13 protein-coding genes are annotated in these 19282 nt (G+C 69.9%); 1 reads left to right on the top strand and 12 read right to left on the bottom strand.

Translation table 11 applies throughout. The features are described 5' to 3' along the window. Positions 1–27: 27 nt before the first annotated feature. The 12 genes from BN1193_RS18000 to BN1193_RS18225 form a co-directional block, all read right to left on the bottom strand. On the bottom strand, positions 28–2787 hold the full coding sequence (locus tag BN1193_RS18000) for a hypothetical protein (RefSeq protein WP_154670779.1): 2760 nt from the start codon (positions 2785–2787) through the stop codon (positions 28–30). Between the two features lie 123 nt (positions 2788–2910). Beyond that, complete coding sequence (locus BN1193_RS03035) at positions 2911–4071, bottom strand: HTTM domain-containing protein (protein WP_094770243.1); 1161 nt, start codon at positions 4069–4071, stop codon at positions 2911–2913. After that, entirely contained in the window at positions 4068–4685 is a 618-nt protein-coding gene (locus BN1193_RS03030) for a DUF5819 family protein (RefSeq protein WP_230206394.1), read from the bottom strand. The genes BN1193_RS03035 and BN1193_RS03030 overlap by 4 nt, the downstream gene beginning before the upstream one ends. Further along, entirely contained in the window at positions 4586–7000 is a 2415-nt protein-coding gene (locus BN1193_RS18235; protein WP_230206393.1) for a choice-of-anchor G family protein, read from the bottom strand. The genes BN1193_RS03030 and BN1193_RS18235 overlap by 100 nt, the downstream gene beginning before the upstream one ends. Before the next feature lie 425 nt (positions 7001–7425). Next, on the bottom strand, positions 7426–10023 hold the full coding sequence (locus tag BN1193_RS18230; RefSeq protein ID WP_230206392.1) for a helix-turn-helix transcriptional regulator: 2598 nt from the start codon (positions 10021–10023) through the stop codon (positions 7426–7428). Positions 10024–10321: 298 nt separating this feature from the next. After that, the gene (locus BN1193_RS03020; protein WP_094770242.1) at positions 10322–12874 is read right to left on the bottom strand and encodes a helix-turn-helix transcriptional regulator; all 2553 of its coding nucleotides are present in this window, start codon (positions 12872–12874) and stop codon (positions 10322–10324) included. A gap of 262 nt (positions 12875–13136) precedes the next feature. After that, entirely contained in the window at positions 13137–14825 is a 1689-nt protein-coding gene (recN, locus tag BN1193_RS03015; protein ID WP_040164019.1) for a DNA repair protein RecN, read from the bottom strand. Continuing rightward, complete coding sequence (locus BN1193_RS03010; protein WP_407662086.1) at positions 14822–15775, bottom strand: NAD kinase; 954 nt, start codon at positions 15773–15775, stop codon at positions 14822–14824. Before BN1193_RS03010 ends, recN begins: the two co-directional genes overlap by 4 nt. Continuing rightward, positions 15775–16569, bottom strand: coding sequence for a TlyA family RNA methyltransferase (locus tag BN1193_RS03005; RefSeq protein WP_040164017.1), 795 nt, complete (start codon positions 16567–16569; stop codon positions 15775–15777). Before BN1193_RS03005 ends, BN1193_RS03010 begins: the two co-directional genes overlap by 1 nt. Next, complete coding sequence (locus tag BN1193_RS18115) at positions 16569–16730, bottom strand: hypothetical protein (protein WP_195907787.1); 162 nt, start codon at positions 16728–16730, stop codon at positions 16569–16571. The genes BN1193_RS03005 and BN1193_RS18115 overlap by 1 nt, the downstream gene beginning before the upstream one ends. Positions 16731–16760: 30 nt before the next feature. Continuing rightward, positions 16761–17801 (bottom strand): HAD-IIA family hydrolase, encoded by a 1041-nt coding sequence (locus tag BN1193_RS03000; protein ID WP_052460376.1) that lies wholly within the window; start codon positions 17799–17801, stop codon positions 16761–16763. 3 nt (positions 17802–17804) lie between these two features. Next, the gene (locus BN1193_RS18225) at positions 17805–18842 is read right to left on the bottom strand and encodes a tetratricopeptide repeat protein (protein ID WP_230206391.1); all 1038 of its coding nucleotides are present in this window, start codon (positions 18840–18842) and stop codon (positions 17805–17807) included. 69 nt (positions 18843–18911) lie between these two features. Here BN1193_RS18225 and BN1193_RS02990 point away from each other — a divergent pair. Further along, the coding region (locus BN1193_RS02990; protein ID WP_230206390.1) for a hypothetical protein at positions 18912–19282 on the top strand (371 nt) is incomplete at its 3' end.

Below are 19282 nucleotides of genomic sequence, written 5' to 3'. Positions count from 1 at the left end.
TCCCGGCGTCGGGACCGACCGCAGCTGTCACCACCAGCTGCCGTTGAAGTCGACCTCGACCTCGCCGTCGGCGACCTCGTACGTGCCGGACATGGTGTACTCGCGCTCCGTCGGCGTCGGGTTCTTGTTCCACATGGTCGCGTCCCGCGTCGCGGTCGCGGTGTACCGCTCCGTCTCGAAGCGCCCGTTCTCGAACGAGCTGAACGACTTCGGCGGGGTGATTGCGAACGCCGACAGGTCGGTGTCGCGCACCAGGCTCGGGCACTCGGAGTCCATGTTGGTCGGGATCTCACCACAGGCCTTCAGCCGCTCGCTGACCTTGGCGAACACCGCGTCCCGCAGCGCGTCGCTGGGAGAACGCTCCAGCGCGACGCCGTTCTCTCCCGATTCGGAGGTGGCCCGGAGCGTGGCGCCGGTGACCTCGTAGAACTTCCCTCCGTCGCCGGAGACCGGGTAGATCCCCGGGTAGGCGTACAGGCCGACACCACTCGATTCCGCCCCATAACCGTCGCCGGCGGAGGGCAACGTCACCTCGGCGCCGCCGACCGTGACGGCGAGGTCCGCGGGACCGCGCAGCGAGACCGGAACGATCAACGGCTCGTCCAGGCGCCACGTGTTCAGGACGAGGAACTCGTTCGGGCCGGCGCTGACCGTGAAGTCGCGGGTGAACTGCTCTCCGTCGACGGAGTACTTCGCGCGGACGGAGGCCCGTCCGTCACCGCGGGACGTGGTTTCGACGGAGTCGACCGTCAGCGGCGTCGCATCCGCGGCCGCAGCAGAGGTCAGCAGCACGCGCTGGTCGTTCTTGACGCCGGGGTTGACCGTCGCGGTGGCTTCGTCGTACTTCCCGTTCTCGAGCAGACCGAGATACGCGCTGACCTCCGCCGCCGGGTCGCGCAGCGAGTTCAGCACGTTGATCGTGACGGCACCGGCGGCGACGAGCAGTCCGACACCGACCAGCCCGCCGATGACGGCGATGGTGGCGCGTTTGGACTTCGCGGACATCGGCGTGAGCTCGGGTGCGCTCCCCTCCGGAGCGGGCGGCCCGCCGGCGACGGCCGCCGGCGAAAGCAGCGGAACGGTCGGCTGTGTGGCGTTCGCCGCTTCCGTCGGGAGGAGCGGCACCGTGTCGACGATGTCCGCCGGGGCCAACGGCAGCGTGTCCCCCGCCGCCGCCGCGAGCGGCACCGCGGGGGCGCCGGCGGCCGACGCATCTGCGGCCGGACGGGTGGACCCCGTGATCCAGCGCGCGGTCGCCTTCTTTCCGGCGAGCGTGCTCAGCAGCGCCGGGTTGATGCCGTGGACGAACGCGGGCAGGACCTCGGCCCCGGCGGAGACGGCCCCGGCGAACACCGCGACCAGAAGCGTCGTCTCCCACGACAGCCCGGCGACACCGCCGAACCCGAGCACGTCCCCGGACAACGGCAGGATGGCGACGGCCAGGAAGCCGTAGACGAGGAAGACACCGAGCGGGAGCTGCCAGATCCGTCCGGCCTCGAAGCGGCCGGTGCGCGTACGGCGCACGCCCAGGAAGATCGCGACGAACAGCAGCAGGAGCAGCGTGATGATCACCAGCGCGACGCCCCAGCCACGCAGGAGCTCCCAGGCGTACGCGGCCTGCGTGGCACCCGGACCGGTGCCCGCAACGACACGGCCGAACTGCCCGGCGGCGAACGCGTACAGGCCGAGGTTCACCCCGAGGGGGATCCACGCGAGCGCGATCTGCGGAAGCGCGGGGTCCGCGTTGAGCCCTGCGACGAGAAGACCGACGAGGGCGAGCACCGTGAGCACGGATACCGGAATCGCGAAGTACCATGCGATCTCCCGCAGCACCGCGGAGAGCCGGGGTGCTCGGACCGGGAGCCTGCGCACGCTCAATCGCGCGGCGAACGCGGCGGTTCCCACCAGCACCAGTGTCCAGAGGAACACCGCGAACGGACGCGAGGTGACGGACACTTCGGCGGAGAACAGAGAGACGCCGGAGTTCATGTCCCAGCGCGCGAAGGCGGCGATGATGGCCGCGACCACCGCGATGGCGGCGGCTTCTACCGCGGACCGCGCGAGCAGTGCGACGCGACCGGACGCGACCGCGGTGCCGTGCGCGATGTCGCCCCGGTAGCGCAAGCGCACGACCAACCAGGACAGTGCCCAGATCGTCGCGAAGGTCCCGAGCGCGACGACGGTGAATCCGACTCCGCCGGTCGATCCGAGGACGGTGCCGACCGCGTCGATTCCGCCGCCGAGCAGAAGGCCCCACCCGAGCATCAGGATCGAGACCGCATCACCGGACGCGACGGGCAGGTTCTCGCCGACGGAACCGGAGATCACGGCGAACAGGAGCATCGCGGTGATCAGTGGCACGCCGACGACGACCGCGAGCAGCAGCAGCAGTGTCTGCCATCCCCGCGGCTGAACGAGTCCGCGCAGTTCGGCCAGGATCGCGAGTTGCGTTTCCGACCGCGGCGCACCCGGAAGGGCGTGCGCCGTCGCCGCCTGCTCCGCTGCCGGAGTGTCGTGCGGCGCGGTCACCGGTGGCACGGCAGCGGCCGGCACGAGCGGCGGTGCCACCACGTGCTCGCGCGGCGCGGGAGCGGGCGGAGGCGAATCCGTCCCGCTGGCCGGCACCGGATGCTCCGTCTCGGCCGCGGCCGGGTGGCTTTCGTCAGCGGGCGGCGCCCACTGCTCGGGACCACCGGAGACGGCGTCAGCTGCAACGCCGGCACCCGCCGTTTCCGGTCGCGGCGTGAGCCCGGTGGACCCGTCCTCCGGCCTGATGCCCTCAGGCACTCCGTTCACACTGTCGTCGGCGTGGTCAGCCACAGATCTCCCCCTTGATCCGGCGCGGCGTGCGCAAGCGATGCACACAGCATACTCACAGACTCGCCCGAGTGTCCGCCGTCGGACGCTCTGTTACGCCCGGTGCGCTCCGGCGAGTTCTCGCGCTTCGCGTGGCCCGCGATCGCGCGCCTCGTCAGACGTTCCCGGCGACGCCGGCGGCGGAACGGTCTGGCGCGCGGCCTGGAGTCGTCGCCGCAGCCCCGTTCCCATCGTTCGCCAGGTGCGGTCGCGGATGAAGATCGAGTCGATCGCGATCATCCCCAACGAGAACCACGGCAGGCCCATCAGGACGGCAATGGCGACGTGGAAACTGAGGATGCCGCCGAGTCCGAGAATGCGGGTGGGTCGCGAGAGAAGCAGGAACGGGAAGGACAGCTGCATGATGATCGATCCCCACGAGGCGATCGTCACCGCCGGTCCCCACGCCGTGACGAGCTCGCTCAGCGCGGGCCAGGTCCCGAATCGGTCAGTGCTCAGGGGGTTGTACACGGCGTATCCGCCGGACCACGGAGACCCGGACGCCTTGTAGAGCGCGCCGGAGACGTAGACGAACGACACCTGTGCCGTGAGGATCACGAGGACCAGGTTGTGGGCCAGCGTCTCGGCCTGATACCAGGCCGAGGTGGTGCGCCGCACGGTTCCGCGGCGCGTGCGGCGACGCGCATCCAGGGAGAGCCGTCCCCCGCAGTCGGCGAACATCATGAAGAACAGGGCGATGCGGAACATGTTGTCGCCCTGGTCGCCGAGCATGTCATTGGCCTCGATGAACGACACCCACATCACGAAGAACACCGGATGCACCGCGCGCGTCCGCCAGCCGAGGAGGAAGGCGACGGCGAGGGCCAGCAGGAGCACGTACAGCACGGTGTAGACGACGTCGTTCGCCATCGCCCGGTGGAACGCGCTGAACAGCCAGAACTGCGGGAAGTCGCTCTTGGCGGCCACTCCTTCACCGTTCCAGAGCGAGCCGCTCCCGAAGGAGTACAGCCGGGTGCGGAAGTTCGACACCAGCAGTCCGACCGCGGCCACACCGAAGAGGATGCGCGTCACCGCCAGGCCGTATTCCGCCTTCTTCGAATCGAGAAGCCAGGCCTCGACCCAGGCCCCGGTCCGCAGGATGAGACGCCCGGCATCCACCAGGAGGTCCTGGAAACCGGTCCCCGCAGCGATCGCGAGAGCCCGGACGGTGCGTGTCAGGACGCCTCCGACGGCTCCGACTCGCGACAGCCTCATCGGGTGGCCTCCCACTGCGCGCGGAAGACATCCGCGAAGGCGGCATCCGATTGCCCGGGGTTCACGGCCAGCCCCCGCCACCCCGTCACGGTCACTTTCAGCGCCGGTGGTTGGGCGTCCGGATCGTTGCGCTGGGCGAAGGGGACGACGTTCTGCCGAGTGATTCGATACTGCACGCGCGTGACCGAGCGACCCCAGACGGCGCGGGCCACCTGCGTGGCGTAGGCGACCGCCATGTGGTCCTTCGCGATGAACGCCGTCACCGCGTCCGCACCGCCGTAGGAGGCCATCTTGGTCTCCATCCGCTGTTCCCAATCACCATCGAAGTAGTTCAGTCCCGCGATCACGCGGTGGTCGTCGGTGAGGTCATCGAACGCACCCTTGACCTCGCTCGCGAGCTGAGCTGCCTGAATTCCGGCGCGCGGCGGGAAGAGGTTGTTCCGGATCATGGACAGCTCGACATCCGTCGCGCTCACCCAGTCGGTGGTGTGCTCCTTGCCGTCCGAGTCCTTCGTCACGGCGCGGACGAGGAAGCCATAGCTGCCGTTGATGGGTTCGGGCGCGAAGACGCTCCACGACTGACCGAACAGCGGAAGCATGTAGCCCGACAGCATGCCGGATGGGACGGTCTCCCGCAGGGGGCTGACGGGTGCGATCCAGAGGAATGACGCGAACACGTGCCAGAGCGTGAACACCGCGCCGATGACCAGCAGCAATCGGAGCGCCGGTGGGCCGCAGCCGCCGCGTTCGCCGAAGCATCCGCTGCCGCCGACGCCACCGAGGTCGCATCCGCATTCGCCGCAGCCTGCGCCGCCGCCGCCGCCACCGCATCCGAGGACGCATCCGCCTGAGCCGACGCCGCCGCTGCAGCCGCCGCATTCACGTCCGCGTTCGCAGCCGCAGTCGCGTCGGCGGTCGCATCCGCATTCGCCGCCGCAGCCGCTGAGGCATCGACCGACGAGTCCGCCGTCGCTGCCGCTTCCGCAGCCGACGCCGCATTCGCATCCGCCGCCGTCGAAGCGCTCGCGTTCGCATCATCGGACGCGTCCGCGTTCGCTGCCGCATTCGCCGCCGCTGCCGATGCCGCGTTGGCGTCCGTCGTGGACGACGCTGAGGCATCCGTCGAGGCATCCGCGTCAGCCGCAGCCGCAGCCGCCGCGTTCGCCGAAGCATCCGCTGCCGCCGACGCCACCGAGGTCGCATCCGCATTCGCCGCCGCCGCCGCCGCCGCCGCCGCCACCGCATCCGAGGACGCATCCGCCTGAGCCGACGCAGCCGCCGACGCCGCCGCATTCACGTTGGACACGGGCTCCTCCGCGAGCGCCCGCACCGTCGCGCTCGCCAGCGCGAGGCTGAGCAGCCCGTCCTGGCCCGTGGCTCCGGGCAGGAGTGTGAGACTCAGCGCCCGGATGGTGAACGACTCCGGCTCGAGGTCGCCCACGCCGCCGGCGAGAGTCGGCTGATCGTTGATCCGCAACTGCAGCAGAGAGCTGATCGCCTGCCCGATCGGATCCAGGACCGCGTACACGGGCGCGAGCGTCGTCTGCACGATCTCGGTGAGGTTGCTGGACACGGCGTTGAGCGCGGCGAGCACGAGCGGGCCGGTGACGCCATTGACGGTGTTGACCAGTGCGGTCACGACCGGTGTCAGCAGGGCGCCGCCGAGGTCGACTCCCGCGACCACGAGGTTCGCGTTCGTCGTGAACGGCGTCGGATCGGTTCCGGCGAACTGCGCCAGCGTGCCGGAGATCTCCACTCCTCCGGTCGCCGTGCAACCCACGATCGGCAGGCAGCCGCCTTCGACCCCGATGTTGATGTTCACGGACAGCTCGTTCGCGGCTGCCAGAACGAGGTCTGTGACCTTGTTCGTCAGACCCTCGATGGACTCCGTGATGCCCTGCACGACGGCCGCGATGAACTCGTCCGAGATCACATCCGTGTTCGGCGGCAGGTTGTTGATGTCACCACCGAGCGAAGGGTCAGAAGCGATCAGCTTCGCGATGTCGATGTGGATCAGACCGGTGCCGAGATCGACCGTCACGGCGCCGGTGCTGTCCGTGAGCGGCTCGGCGATGAGCTCCTGCACCACGGTCGCGGCGACGGCGTCGATGCCGTTGATCTGCACATCCGCGCTCGTGACGTTCACTCCTGCGCCACCGAGGCTCAGGGCGTTGATCGTGTTCTGCAGCGTCGTGAGGAGCTGATCGAGCGCGCCACCGGAAGCGACCAGGTCGCTGACGGGCCCCAGGGCGGACGTGATGCCGTCGCCGAGCGTGGTCGCGACACCTCCGACCAGCGGACTGCGCAGGTTCAGATCGATACCGGCGAGAACGTAGTCGGACGTCAATGTCCCTGCGTTCGTCTCGGCTTCCGCCGCCAGCGCTCCGATCTCCAATCGCGCCTGGTCCAGGACCTGATCGGTCAAGCCGTTGATGTTCAGCTGATCGAACAGCCGCGTCAGATCGACGTACGCGGGATCCGTGCCCACGCCGGCACCCGGCGACACCGCAATCGAACCGCCTTCGCCGAGGAGACCGGCCGCGGCCTTGGCATTCGTCTCGGACACGGCGTCGCTGTAGCTGGTCAACGCGCCCAGTTCACCGAGATCGATGAGTCCGTCGGGTCCGAACAACGGCACCTGCACGCCGCCGATTTCAATCGTCTGCGCGGCGAGCACTCCGAGATCGAGGGCACCGTTGTCCACGCCCGGATCACTGGGGAGCGCGGAATGGCTGAGGCCGATCCCCGCCAGGTCGGCGGGGAAGATCGTCGAGCGCAGCACCTGAGCCTGCGCCTCGGAGTCATCGGACGGCAGTGCATTCGCGCCCACGGAGGGCAGTGCCACCGCCGCGACCGTGACGAGCGCGGCAACGCCGCCGGACGCCACCCTCCCCCACGGTCGTCGTCGTCCGTTCGTTGGTTTCTTCACTTGTTTCCTCCCAGTTCGGCAGTCGGGAATCCGCCCGTCGGCCCGCGGCGCGAGCCCGGGGTGCGGGCACGATCGCGCGCACTAACACCCCAACAGCCGGAAAAGTAGCAACGGAAGCTCGTCCCGCTCGACGCGCGGCGAACCGCATTCTCACGGGGCCGCTCTGCACCGGCTGCGCGATCACTGCCGGATGACGCGAATATCCACGGCATTTCTCACTGCACTCGCCCCGTCCGCGCCGTTTCGCCGCTCACCGGGCCGGACACCGACGCCGGCGGCTCCGCCGATCGGCTCCCGGAGCGCGACCGGGTGCCGGCGCGCAGACGACATCGACCATCGGCACGGTGGCCGCTCCGAGCCGCCCACCGGGGGCGCCGGAGTGACCTCCGCGTCGCGTCAGCCGAGGCTGGGGAGCCTCCGCGGGCTCAGACGGCTTCGCCGCTGTCCGAGGCCTCGTCGGTCGTGTCCGCCTCGCGAATGCGTCGGATCTGCGAGTCACGGAGATCCCCGATCCGATCAGCCTGACGACGCTCGGGTTCCCGGAGCAGCATGGACAGTTGCAGGCTCTCGCGCGGAATGAGGAGCTTCCGCTTCGCACGGTAGAGGTGCGACTCGACGGTCCGGATGGACAGATACAGGCGCCGCGCGATGTCGCCGTTGCGCATGCCCTGCGCGGCGAGGAGCGCGACCTGTCGTTCTCGCTGAGTCAGCGCCTGCTGGGCTCGCGAGCGGTCCGGCACACGCGATCCCGCCACGCGTCGCATCGATCGCACCCGTCGCGCGAGGTCCTCATCGTCGTCGGCCGCGGAAAGTACCGCGTTCAGCGCCGCCTCGGTGGCTTGAGCGGCACCGGCCGCCAGCAGGACACTCGCCGCAGACATGAGCGTCTCCGGATCGGATCGCTCCCGACCGAGGAGGTAGTCCCGCAGAGCCCCGGGCACGGTATGCGACTCCAGCGCTGTGCTCCCCCGGTCGGGTGCGATCGGTCCCGTCCCCGTGGCGGCGTTGACGAACGCCAACCCGAGCTGCACCAGCGGCGTCGCCGGCTCTCCGATCGCACGAAGGGCGGACCCGAAGTCCGCCGTCGAGGACCGGAGTCCGATGGTCAGTGCTCGCACGCTCCCGATCCCGTAGCGCACGAATCGAGACATGCCTCGCCGGCGCTCGCCCCCCGGGCGGGGGGAATCGATGATCGCGACGATGCCGCGACCGAGCTCACTGCCCGCGTTCCGCCTCAGGAAGCGGACGATGGCCTGCAGCTCGCGCGCATCCGCCGTCTCCATCGAGGACAGCATCCGAGTGATCAGCGACGGCAGCAGCAGCGGGCCGTCCCCCGCGACCATCGCCCGGGTGATCATGGTGTTCTCGTAGTCCAGGGCCTCGGCGCTGCGCGCGAGCCCCGAGCCGACGAAGGCCAGCGCGATGTACATCGCGACACTCGCCTGGGTCCGGGTCGCGAAATCGTCCGAGAGCTGTCCCGAGAGGGTGTGCTGGCGCCGAACCGTCACGAACATGCGGTCGACGCGGTGCAGGGCGTCATGATCCAGGCGGACCGCGGCCACCGCGGCGCCCACGGCCAACGCGCGGTAACGAGCGGTGACCGCGGCCGATTCGTCGCCGACGAGCGCATCGGCGAGAGCGGCCGCCTCCTCCCAGTCGCCGGCCTCCAGCGCATCCGCCGCCTGCGCGGCGCGAGACAGCTCATCGACGCTGTCCGCGCGAGTGGCGGGCAGGTGCTCACGCACCTCGGACAGGAAGCCCACGACGCCCGAGCGGTCTCCGGTCATGACGGTACGCAGACTCAGCACCCAGGTCCACAGTTGCGATGGTGTCATCGACAGTTCGCCGTCACGGAGCTCCCGAGTGTATTCGGCGAGGTCGTCGTCCTCGCCACGCGCAGCGATGCGGGTCAGCTCGCACGCACGCGCCGGAAACGCCGTCACGATACGACGCGCGAGGGCAGCTGCCAGCGCGTTGTCCCCGCGCCGCCGTGCGGCCCACATGCCCGCCGACAGGACGGCGAAGTGCGTGTCCTCGCCCACGACGACGCGGAGTTCATGATCGATGGCGAGGGCGTTCACAGCGGCGAAGACCTCGCCCTCGGAGCAGCCGGCGTCCACGGAGACCGCCGTGCAGATGTCGACGAGCACCTCCCGCGCCGGATCCTGCAGTCGGTGGGTGTCACCCTGCAGACGCCAGGCGGCCTGCAACGGCATCGGGATTCGCAGCACCTCGTCGACCTGCGTGACCGCATTGCTCTCGAACAGGAGGGACAGCTCCACCGCGTCAAAGCTGCGCCGCAGCCGCGCGACGCCCACACCGATCAACGGCAGCAACGCCACACCGAGCGTGCGCAGCAGCGGCGGCTGCGCGTTCACGATGGTCGTGGCTTCCAGCACCGTCCCTCGAGACAGCGCGATCGGACCGGGAGGCGCATCGTCGGCACGGATCAGATCGTGCAGAAGGGCAGCGGCGATGCGCGGGAATCCGCCACTGGTGGTCCAGATCCAGCGGCGCTCGACCGGACTGACATCCCTCGGGACATCCCCCCTGTTCACCTGCTCGTCCACGAGCAGATCGCATTCCTCCGGGGTCAGCGGCTCGAGCGTGAACCGGACGGCGCCCGCGGCGCCGATGCGGCGGTCCAGTGGCGCTGAGCCCTCGAACGACTGCGCCGGACGACGGCTCAGCACGAACGGTACGGAGGACCGCGAGCGCAGGGCGATGAACGCCCCCGCCTCCGCCGACCCGAGGTCCGCGAGATCACCGATCAGCAGCAGGCGCGCACCGGACTGCGCTCGGACCAGTTCTCCCGGCGCGATCACTCGCCATCCGTCCGCGATCGCGGCGTCAGCCACGGCATCCCGCACGGCCTCCAGGCCCAATCCGACCTCGCCGTCGATGAGGACGGACTGGTGGGTCTGGACGGCCGCGAGGATGTCTGCGATCATCCCGGCCCGCCCCATGGTCGGTGCGGTCCAGCGCGCATGGGCTGCGTGACTGCCCGTCCCCGAAGTCGTCATGACGGCGAATCTAGGACGGCATTCAGCCGGAACAAACTCCGGCACGGTCGAGCGTGCCGTCGCCCCGATCGCAGGCCAGAGCACGGGAGTCGGGATGCAGTTCAGACGCGCAGAACGCAGTGCATGCTCGCAGTGTTTTCGTGCACTCGTCTACGTGCGTGTCGGGGTACCCTCCGTAGTGCTTCGGGGCTGTCACCGAACATCGTTCAACCAGGACGGCCTGTTGATTCTCTGCACTGCATTTTGCGCGAACCGGACCGTGCGATCAGCGGGACGTCTCGGCACGAGCGCCACCGGCTCAGGCCTCGGGGACGGGCTCCGGGCCGCCCTCCGGGTCGGCGGCGTCAGTCGGCGGGCCGGGTTCTTGCAGCAGAGTCGCGAGCTGGAGACTCTCGCGCGGGATGAGGAGCTTGCGCTTGGCTCGGTAGAGGTGGGATTCGACCGTGCGGACGGACAGGTACAGCCGGCGCGCGATGTCCCGGTTGCGCATACCCTGCGCCGCCAGCAACGCCACCTGACGCTCACGAGCCGTCAGGGCTTGGGGTGAGTGCTCGGCGGCATCCGACGCGGCGCCGAGGGTCTGCCGCATGGCGCGGATCTCCTCGCTCAGCTCTGCATCGTCCCCGGTGAGCAGCAGCGCCGCCTCCAGCGCAGAGGCGGCCGGCTGCGCGGCACCGGCCTCGATGAACACCGCGGCCGCGCGCAGAACGGGCGTCGGGTCCGCGGCGGCCACTCCGGCGAGATAACCCGCGAGGGCACCCGGAACCGTGTGCTCCTCGATTTCGGCGTCGAGGGCCGGTCCGGTGGCCGCCACCGCGACACCCGACGCCGCGGCGACGAAGTCCAGCCCGAGCCGCAGCAGGGGCGAACGCTGTTCTTCGATCGCGCGCAGGGACTCCGCGAACTCCCCCATCGTCGCGCGCAGGCCCACCCCGATGGCACGCATCGCGGACACCGCGAAGCGCATGAAACGCGACATCCGGGCGCGTTCCAGCGGGGCGTGGGGGTCGCGGTCGAGGATCGCGAGCACCTGCACGCCCAGCTCCGAGGCGCCGTGCCGACGGATGAAGGCCGTCACGGTCTGCAGCTCGCGGCTGTCACCGTCATGCACCGCGGAGAGCAGCCGGGTCACCAGCGGAGGCAGCAAGCGGGTGGCGTCGCCGACGATCATCGCCTCGGTGAGCCACGTGTCTTCGAACGCCCGCGCTTCCGCACTTCGCTGCAGTCCTGCGCCGGTGAACGCCAACGCGATCACCAGCGCAGCATTCGCCGCTGTACGACGCGCGAAGGCATCCGTCAATCCCGGAACTTGGTCTCGGCGGCGCAGGAGAGCGACGAACTCGGCGTCAACGCGGCTCAATTCGGCGTGGTTCAGACGAATTGATGCCACCGCGGCTCGGACCGCGAGCGCTCGGAACTGAGCGAACACGTCGGTGTCCGCACCACCGCAGATCTGCGCCGCGAGCGAGACCGCTGTCCCCACATCCCCGGCCTCGAGCGCCGCAACAGACCGAATGGCCACGACCAGCGCGTCCAGCCGCCGGGCCTCATCCGACGGGAGTCGATCCCGCACTGCGCCGAGCAGATCCAGCAGTCCGTCCGCCGCGCCGGTCATCGGGAACCGCATGCTCATCACCCACGCCCACAGCCCCGGTGGGGGAACGCCCGCGAAATCGTCGGCGGCGACCTCACGTGCGTACCCGGCGAAATCATCGCGCGCACCACGAGCGGCCACGCGCAGCACCTCGCTCTCCTGATCCGGGAAGACGGTCATCAGGCGCCGCGCGAGCGCGGCAGCGGCGGTGGTGTCGCCGCGGCGGCGTGCGGCCCACATTCCGGCGGACATCACCGATCGCTGGGTCTCGTCGGTCAGCAGTGCTCGCAGCTCCGGGTCCGCGATGATCGCCGCGGCCGCCACCGCGACCTCCGACTCGCTGCAGCCGGCATCCACCGCGATGGCGGTGCAGATGTCCACCAGCACCTCGCGCGCTCGAGCTCCGATGCGGGTCCCCCCGGCGTGCAACCGCAACGCCGCCTGAATCGGTGCCGGGATGCGGAGCGCGTCCTCATGCCGCCGCACCACGAAGCTCTCGAACAGCAGCGAGAGCTCCGCCTGGTCGAAGCTGTGCTGCAACCGAGTCACCCCCACCCCGATCAACGGGAGCAAAGACTCGGCGAGCTCGCGCAGCACGCTCGGGAGGGCCGAGATCACGGCCGATGCCTCGACGACTGTCGCTCGCGAAAGCGCGACGGGCCCGACCGGTGTTTCATCGGCGTGCATCAGGTCGTGCAGCAGGCTCAGCGCGATACGTGGGAAGCCGCCACTGGTCACCCACACCCACCGACGCTCCACACCGCTGACGTCTCGCGGCAATGCTCCGCGCGCCAGTTGCTCATCCACCAGCTGGTCGCTCTCGCTCAGCGTGAGCGGCCGGATGTCGACCCGCACCGCACCGGCGATGGCCGGGTTGCTGTCATGGCGAGTGGCCGCCGCGAACGGCTGCAACGGACGCCGGGTGAGAACGAAGCGCGTGGGAGTACGCAGCCGGAGGGCCGTGAGATCGCGGAGGTGGGACCCCTCGATCTCGTCAAGGTCGGCCAGCAGCAGCACCCGCGTGGTCAGCGGGGCACCGGCCAGTCCGTCGGGCGCGACGACGCGCCATCCGTCGTTCTCGGCGGCCGTGGCCAGCGCGGCTCGCAGCGACTCCTGGCCCAGCCCCACCTCGCCGTCGACCACGACGTCCTGGCGCGCGCGCAGGAGGGCGAGGATGCCGTCGATCGTGGCAGAGCGACCCAGTGCGGGCGGCGTCTGTGGTGTGCCGCCCGAGCCCATCGCCCCCGAAGTCCTCATGACGGTGAATCTAGATCCGCATCCTGGGCAGGGGCACGCCCAGCCCGCCTCCGCAGCAGGCGTCTCCGCGCGATATCAGCGTCTCCGCGCGTAGATGCCGTTCTGCCCCCGGCTCCGCGGGCCCTGCTCTCAGCGTGGGAGCCGGAATGTCTCTCGCCGGTGCAGTGCGGAAGCCGTAGATCTTGGATGAGAATACGTACCGCTCACAAGCCGACGAATCGCACCGAACGGCCTACTGCAATCTCGGGGGGTGCGCTCGTGCTCAGGCTCCGGCCCGAAGCGCCAGGAGCTCGCGAGCGTGCGTGAGCGCGGCATCGGAGTCGGTGAGTCCCGACAGCAGCCGGGCCATCTCCGATTCCCGTTCGCCGCCGTCGAGGCGACGCACAGACGATGCCGTCACGCTCCCATCGTTCGATTTCACGACGGACAGGTGGTTGTTCGCGAACGCCGCGACCTGCGCCAGATGGGTCACGGCGATCACCTGGCTCGTCTCCGCCAGCCGCGCCAGGCGCCGCCCGACCTCGATCGCCGCTGCTCCGCCGATACCGGCATCGACCTCGTCGAAGACGAAGGTGGGAACCGGATCGGTCGCGGAGATCACGACCTCGATCGCGAGCATGACGCGGCTCAGCTCCCCACCGGACGCACCGCGCGAGACCGACCGGGCCGAGGCCCCCGGGTGCGGTGCGAGCAGGATCGCGACGTCATCGTGTCCATGGGTGGACGCGGTGCCCGGCGTGACCTCGACGACCAGAGAGGCGTCCGGCATCGCCAGGGCGTGCAGTTCCTCCGTGACGGCCGCGCTCAGCCGCGTCGCGGCCTCCGTCCGCGCTGCGGTAAGGGTCGCGGCGGCATCGACCACGGCCCTCGCCGTGTCCTCTCGCTCGGCGGTGAGTCGGTCGATGCGATCGGAGTCGTCGTCCAACTCCATCAGTCGCGCCGAGCCGGTCGCCAGGAGCTCCAGCGCATCATCGACCGACCCGTGCGCACGGGCGAGACCGGCCAGGAGCGCACGCCGTTCCTCGACGGTCGCGAGCTCATGCGGACCGGACTCGTCGAGGTCCGCGAGGTAGGCGGACAGCCCGGCTGCGATGTCGGCGACGCGGTACCCGACGTCGGCGAGTTGCGCGCTCAGGTCGCTCAGGTCCGGATCCGTGGTGCGCTCGAGCGCCCGTCGGGCCTCCCCCAGCAGCAGGGTGACGTCCGGAGCATCGGCGTCGCTCGAGATCGCCTCGTGCGCGGTGACCGCGGCGAAACGAAGGTCTTCGATGTTCGACAGGCGCTCGGCCCGTGCCTGCAGTTCGGTGTCTTCACCGGGTTGCGGATCGACCTGCTCGATCTCGCTGATCTCGGCGCGCAGACGATCCGCCTCGGCAGTGCGCTCGTCCCTGCGGGTGACGAGCTCGTCCAGCTCGGCGTCGATGGTGAGCAGCCGGTCGTGGACGATCCGGTAGTCGGCGAGGGCTTCACCGATCGCAGTGCCACCGAAGCGGTCCAGCGCATCGCGCTGCGCTGCCGCCGACCGCAGACGCAGCTGGTCGGACTGGCCGTGGACGACCACCAGGTCATCAGCGAGATCCGCCAGCACTCCGGCCGGAGCCGCGCGGCCCCCGACGCTGGCCCGCGATCGCCCCTCTGCGGTGAGCGTCCGCGAGACGTACAGCTCGGCGGTGCCGTTGCCGAGAGGCTCGACCTCTCCCCCGGCATCTGCGACGCGGTCGGCCACGGCGCCGGTCTCCGGCACGATCCAGACGCCGGCGACCACCGCCTGTTCCGCACCCGCCCGAACCGCGCCAGAATCGGCGCGCGCCCCCAGCAGTAGCCCGAGACCGGTGACCACCATGGTCTTGCCTGCGCCGGTCTCCCCGGTGATGGCGGTGAACCCGGGGCCGATCGGCAGGGCAGCCTCGTGGATGACGCCGAGGTCGCGAAGCCGCATCTCTTCGATCAACGGTCACCTCGCAGCGCCCGCATCATGCCGGTCGCCGGGTCCGGCCCGCGCCACCCGTCCACGGGCAGCCGGAACTTGTTGACGAGGCGGTCGGTGAACACCGCCGTGTGCAGACGGGCCAGACGGACGGGCTTGACCGACCGCTGCACCACCACGCGAGCGCCCGGGGGCAGCTCTCGAGAACGGCGCCCGTCCGCCCACAGGACGCCGTTGCCGGCTGACCGCTCCATGACCTCGATGGCGACCCAGGACGCGGGATCGATCACGATCGGGCGCGCGAACAGGGCGTGCGCGGACAGCGGCACCACCGAGATCGCTTGGACGTTCGGCCAGATGATGGGACCGCCGGCCGAGAAGTTGTACGCGGTCGACCCCGTGGGAGTCGAAACGACGACCCCGTCACAGCCGTAGCTGGTCAGCGGACGTCCGTCGACCTCGATCACGACCTCGAGCATCCGCTCCCGATCGCCTTTTTCGATGGACGCCTCGTTCAGCGCGAAGGTCTCGTAAACCGTGTCGTTCTGTTCGTTCTTGACCCGGATGCTCAGCGCCATCCGTTCCTCGACGGTGTAATCGCGCGCGATCACGCGGCGCACGGCCTCGTCGAGGTTGTCGCGCTCGCCCTCGGCGAGGAAGCCGACATGGCCCATGTTGATCCCGACCACGGGGGCGGATCCCTCACGCACGAGTTCCGCGGCGCGCAGGATCGTTCCGTCGCCACCGAGCACGATCGCCAGTTCCAGGGCGGCCGGGGCCACCTGCTCACCGAGGAGGTAGACCGGTCGCAGGGCTGTGGTGTCCCCCAACGACTCGGACAGATCGCGCAGGTCCTCGATGGACATCACCGCACGCGCGCCGGCGGTGTGCAGCGCCTCGATCACGCGCACTGCAGCCGAGACGGTGTCGTCACGACGTGCGTGTGCGACGACGAGGATGTTCCGCTCGTCCATCATGCTCCCGTCACCTCGAGGACTCGGTCTCTGTATTCTGTCGGATTCACGCCGGCCGCCGCGGAGAGCCGCACCAGGTACTCGGCGTTGCCGTGCGTGCCCAGGATGGGGCTGTTCAACAGGCCGGCAGTGCCGAGCCCACAGTCCCATGCGGCCCACAGCACCGTGGAGATCGTGTCCGCCCGGATGCCCGGATCCGTCACGAGTCCACCACGCACGGCGGTGCGACCGGCTTCGAACTGCGGCTTGATCAGCAGCACGATGTCGGCGTCCGCAGCGGCCACCGCAGTCACGGCGGGCAGGACGTGGGTCAGCGAGATGAAGGACAGGTCCCCGGTGATCACCTGGGGAGGAAGCGCCACCCCTGTTGCGGCGGCGAGGCTGGCCGGCGTCATATGTCGGACGTTGAATCCTTCGACCGGACGCACTCCCGGATCGTCCGCGATCCGTCCGTCCAGCTGTCCGTGGCCCACGTCGACCGCGAGGACCGGCTCGGCACCGCGCTCCCGCAGGACTTGGGTGAATCCGCCGGTGGATGCGCCCATGTCGAGAGCGACACGGTCGGCGACGTCGATGCCGAAGCCGTCCAGGGCCGTGATGAGCTTGTGGGCTGAGCGGGAGACGTAGTGATCAGTCTCGGCGATACCCAGCACCGCGTCCGCGGGGACGGCCGTCGAAGCCTTCACGACCGGTGTGCCGTTGATGGTGACCAGGCCGTTCGCGATCAACCGCGCGGCGTGGGTGCGGGACCGCGCGAGTCCGCGCGCCGCGAGCTCCGCATCAAGGCGCCCCATCAGGCGGACTCGGCAGTGGATCGGGGAACGCCGGAGTCGAGTCGGCGCGACAGTTCGTCGTGCAGATTCGCGTACGCGTCGGCGCGCGACGCGAGCGGTTGTTCCTCGATCACGCGCAACCGGCTGACGAATCCCTGGTCGGAAGTGTTGAGGTCGGTCACGGAGCCAACTCTACGCGCCCGACCCGACGCTCAGCGTGAGCGGAACGGGTCGGCGTAGAGCTGCTCCGGCACACGGAAGCCGAAGATCGCCCGGCCGGAGTCCCAGATCGCGCGAGCTCCGGCACGCAGGAGATCCAGCTGATCGCCCGCGCGCTCGATGACGATGTGCGCACCGTCGACCCGCACCGTCGACGACCCGACCGTGACCCGGTCTCCGTCCGTCACGACCGTCGGGTAAGGCTGGAAGAGGCCGCGAAGGTCAGCCAGAATGTAGTCCGGCCGCGATCCGGCGGGAGCGGCGAGGACGTGCTTGGGCCGATCGATCCCGGTGAGGACGAGGACCGAGCGCATGCCTGCGCGCGATGCGCCGGCGATGTCCGTGTCCAGACGGTCGCCCAGGAACAGCGGCGACGTGGCATCGAAGCGAGCCACCGCCTCCTCGAAGATCGGTGTCTCGGGCTTGCCGGCGACGGTCGCGAGGCGGCCGACCGCCGTGTGGACGGCCGAGACCAGGGTGCCGTTTCCCGGCGCGATGCCGCGGGACTGCGGAATGGTCCAATCCGTGTTGGTCGCGATCCAGGGAATACCGCCCTCGTCCTCCGGCGTCTGCAGCGCGAACGCAGCTTCGGCGAGCTGCTTCCAGTCCACCTCGGGAGCGAAACCCTGTACCACCGCAGCGGGAGCATCGTCCGCGCTGCGCGTCACCGCGAAACCGGCCTTCGTGAGTTCGTCGATGAGACCGTCGCCGCCGACCACGAGAATCGTGGCGCCGGGAGCCACCCGCTCGGCGAGAAGCCGAACGGCCGCCTGCGGGCTGGTGACGATCTCATCCGGACGCGTGGGCAGGCCGAGCTCCGACAGATGCGCAGCCACGGACGCATCCGTGCGCGAAGCATTGTTGGTGATGTACCCGATCCGAGCGCCGGATCGGGCCCGATTCAAGCTCTCGACGGCATACGGAATCGCGCCCGCTCCGGCGTACACGACGCCGTCGAGGTCCGCGAGGACCGTGTCCACGCCGTCCAACGGCGTCGCCTCGCGGCGCGCGGCGTCCCGACGAAACAGCGGCACTGCTCAGTCCTCGACGACGCGACGCGGGGCACGCTTGCGCGGCGAGTCGGCATCAACGGCCTTCGCACGCGACGCACGCTTCGGCTTCTCCACCACCGGCTCAGCAACAGCCTCAGCCTCAGCCTCAGCCTCAGCCTCAGCCTCAGCAGCGTCCACCTTCTTCGCACGCGACGCACGCTTCGGCTTCTCCACCACCGGCTCCGCCACAGCCTCAGCCTCGACCTCAGCAGCGTTCACCTTCTTCGCACGCGACGCACGCTTCGGCTTCGCCACCACCGGCTCCGCCACAGCCGTCTGCTCGTCGTTCTCGCCCAGGAGCTCAGCGACCTCCGCCGCGACACCATCGGGCTCCTCCGCCACGATCGCATCGGATTCGACCGCCGCGGACGCCGTCTGCACCGCCGCGTCCTCGTCGGACGCGTTCTCGTCGGACGCGCTCTCGTCGAACGCGCTCTCGTCGGACGCGCTCTCGCCGGTTTCGTCCTCGACGTAGAGATCCTCCACCACGATCATCTCGTCGCTCATGCCGTCCGACAGGGCTTCCTCCGCGACCTCGGCGCGACGAGTCCACTCAGCGGCTTCGTCATCGCGGCCGAGCTCCTCCAAGACCAGAGCGCGGGCAGCGAACAGCGCCGGGCTCCAGGAGAACGCGCGGTCGGGATCGAGCTCCGGAATATCGAGCTCACCGAGGGCAGCATCGGCCTGCTCCAGGTCGAGTCGAGCGCCGGACATCGCAATGGCCAGCGACACCCGAACCTCGGTCGGCAACGAGGCCCGATCGACGCCACGCCCCTCCTCGAGGGCGCGGTCAGGCCGCCCCATGCCGCGCTCGCTGTCGACGATGAGAGCGATCATGTCCGAGTTCCCGGAGATACGCCGGTACGTCCGCAGCTCCCGCAGTGCGAGCGCGAAGTCGCCAGTGGCGTATGCAGTGATCGCGACCGTCTCTCGAACGAGAGCGATCCGGCCGGCGCGACGGCTTGCGGCGAGCGCATGCTGGTGTGCGAGTTCCGGGTCATCCTCGATCAGACGGGCGGCCATAGCCAGGTGGCGGGCCACTTCCTCGGCGTTCTCCTTGCTGAGGGTCTTCAGCTCGTTGCGCGCAGAACCGTGGAGGTCGCGTGCCGTGATGTCCTCCGGGAGCTCCGGATCCCTCGGCCGATCCGCGCGGACATCCTGCGGCGGCCGGCTCGAACGCCGGTCGTCGCGGAAACCACCATCGCGCCGGTCGCCGCCGTCGCGGAAACCGCGCGAGCCGCGCTCCTCGCGTCCGCCTCGGGCATCGTCACGACGGGGACGCGAGTCGCCCTCACGACGCTGGTAACCGGAGTCACCGTCACGGCGGGGCCGGAAGTCGCCATCACGACGCTGGTAACCGGAGTCGCCGTCGCGCCGGGGACGAGAATCGCCATCACGCCGCTGATAACCGGAACCACCATCGCGACGCTGGTAACCGGAATCGCCATCACGCCGCTGATAAC

The organism is Microbacterium gorillae (assembly GCF_000826185.2).
Taxonomy (GTDB): domain Bacteria; phylum Actinomycetota; class Actinomycetes; order Actinomycetales; family Microbacteriaceae; genus Microbacterium; species Microbacterium gorillae.
The sequence above is the reverse complement of the archived record's forward strand: the minus strand, read 5'-3'. Positions and strand labels throughout refer to the sequence as shown.

Excerpts from the sequence above, each read along its gene's own strand:
- BN1193_RS03010 (WP_407662086.1), bottom strand. The coding sequence starts at position 15,775 with ATGGACGAGCGGAACATCCTCGTCGTCGCACACGCACGTCGTGACGAC.
- BN1193_RS03005 (WP_040164017.1), bottom strand. The coding sequence starts at position 16,569 with ATGGGGCGCCTTGATGCGGAGCTCGCGGCGCGCGGACTCGCGCGGTCC.
- BN1193_RS18230 (WP_230206392.1), bottom strand. The coding sequence starts at position 10,023 with ATGACGACTTCGGGGACGGGCAGTCACGCAGCCCATGCGCGCTGGACC.
- BN1193_RS03020 (WP_094770242.1), bottom strand. The coding sequence starts at position 12,874 with ATGAGGACTTCGGGGGCGATGGGCTCGGGCGGCACACCACAGACGCCG.
- BN1193_RS18225 (WP_230206391.1), bottom strand. The coding sequence starts at position 18,842 with ATGGCCGCCCGTCTGATCGAGGATGACCCGGAACTCGCACACCAGCAT.
- BN1193_RS03035 (WP_094770243.1), bottom strand. The coding sequence starts at position 4,071 with ATGAGGCTGTCGCGAGTCGGAGCCGTCGGAGGCGTCCTGACACGCACC.
- BN1193_RS03030 (WP_230206394.1), bottom strand. The coding sequence starts at position 4,685 with ATGCTGTCGGGCTACATGCTTCCGCTGTTCGGTCAGTCGTGGAGCGTC.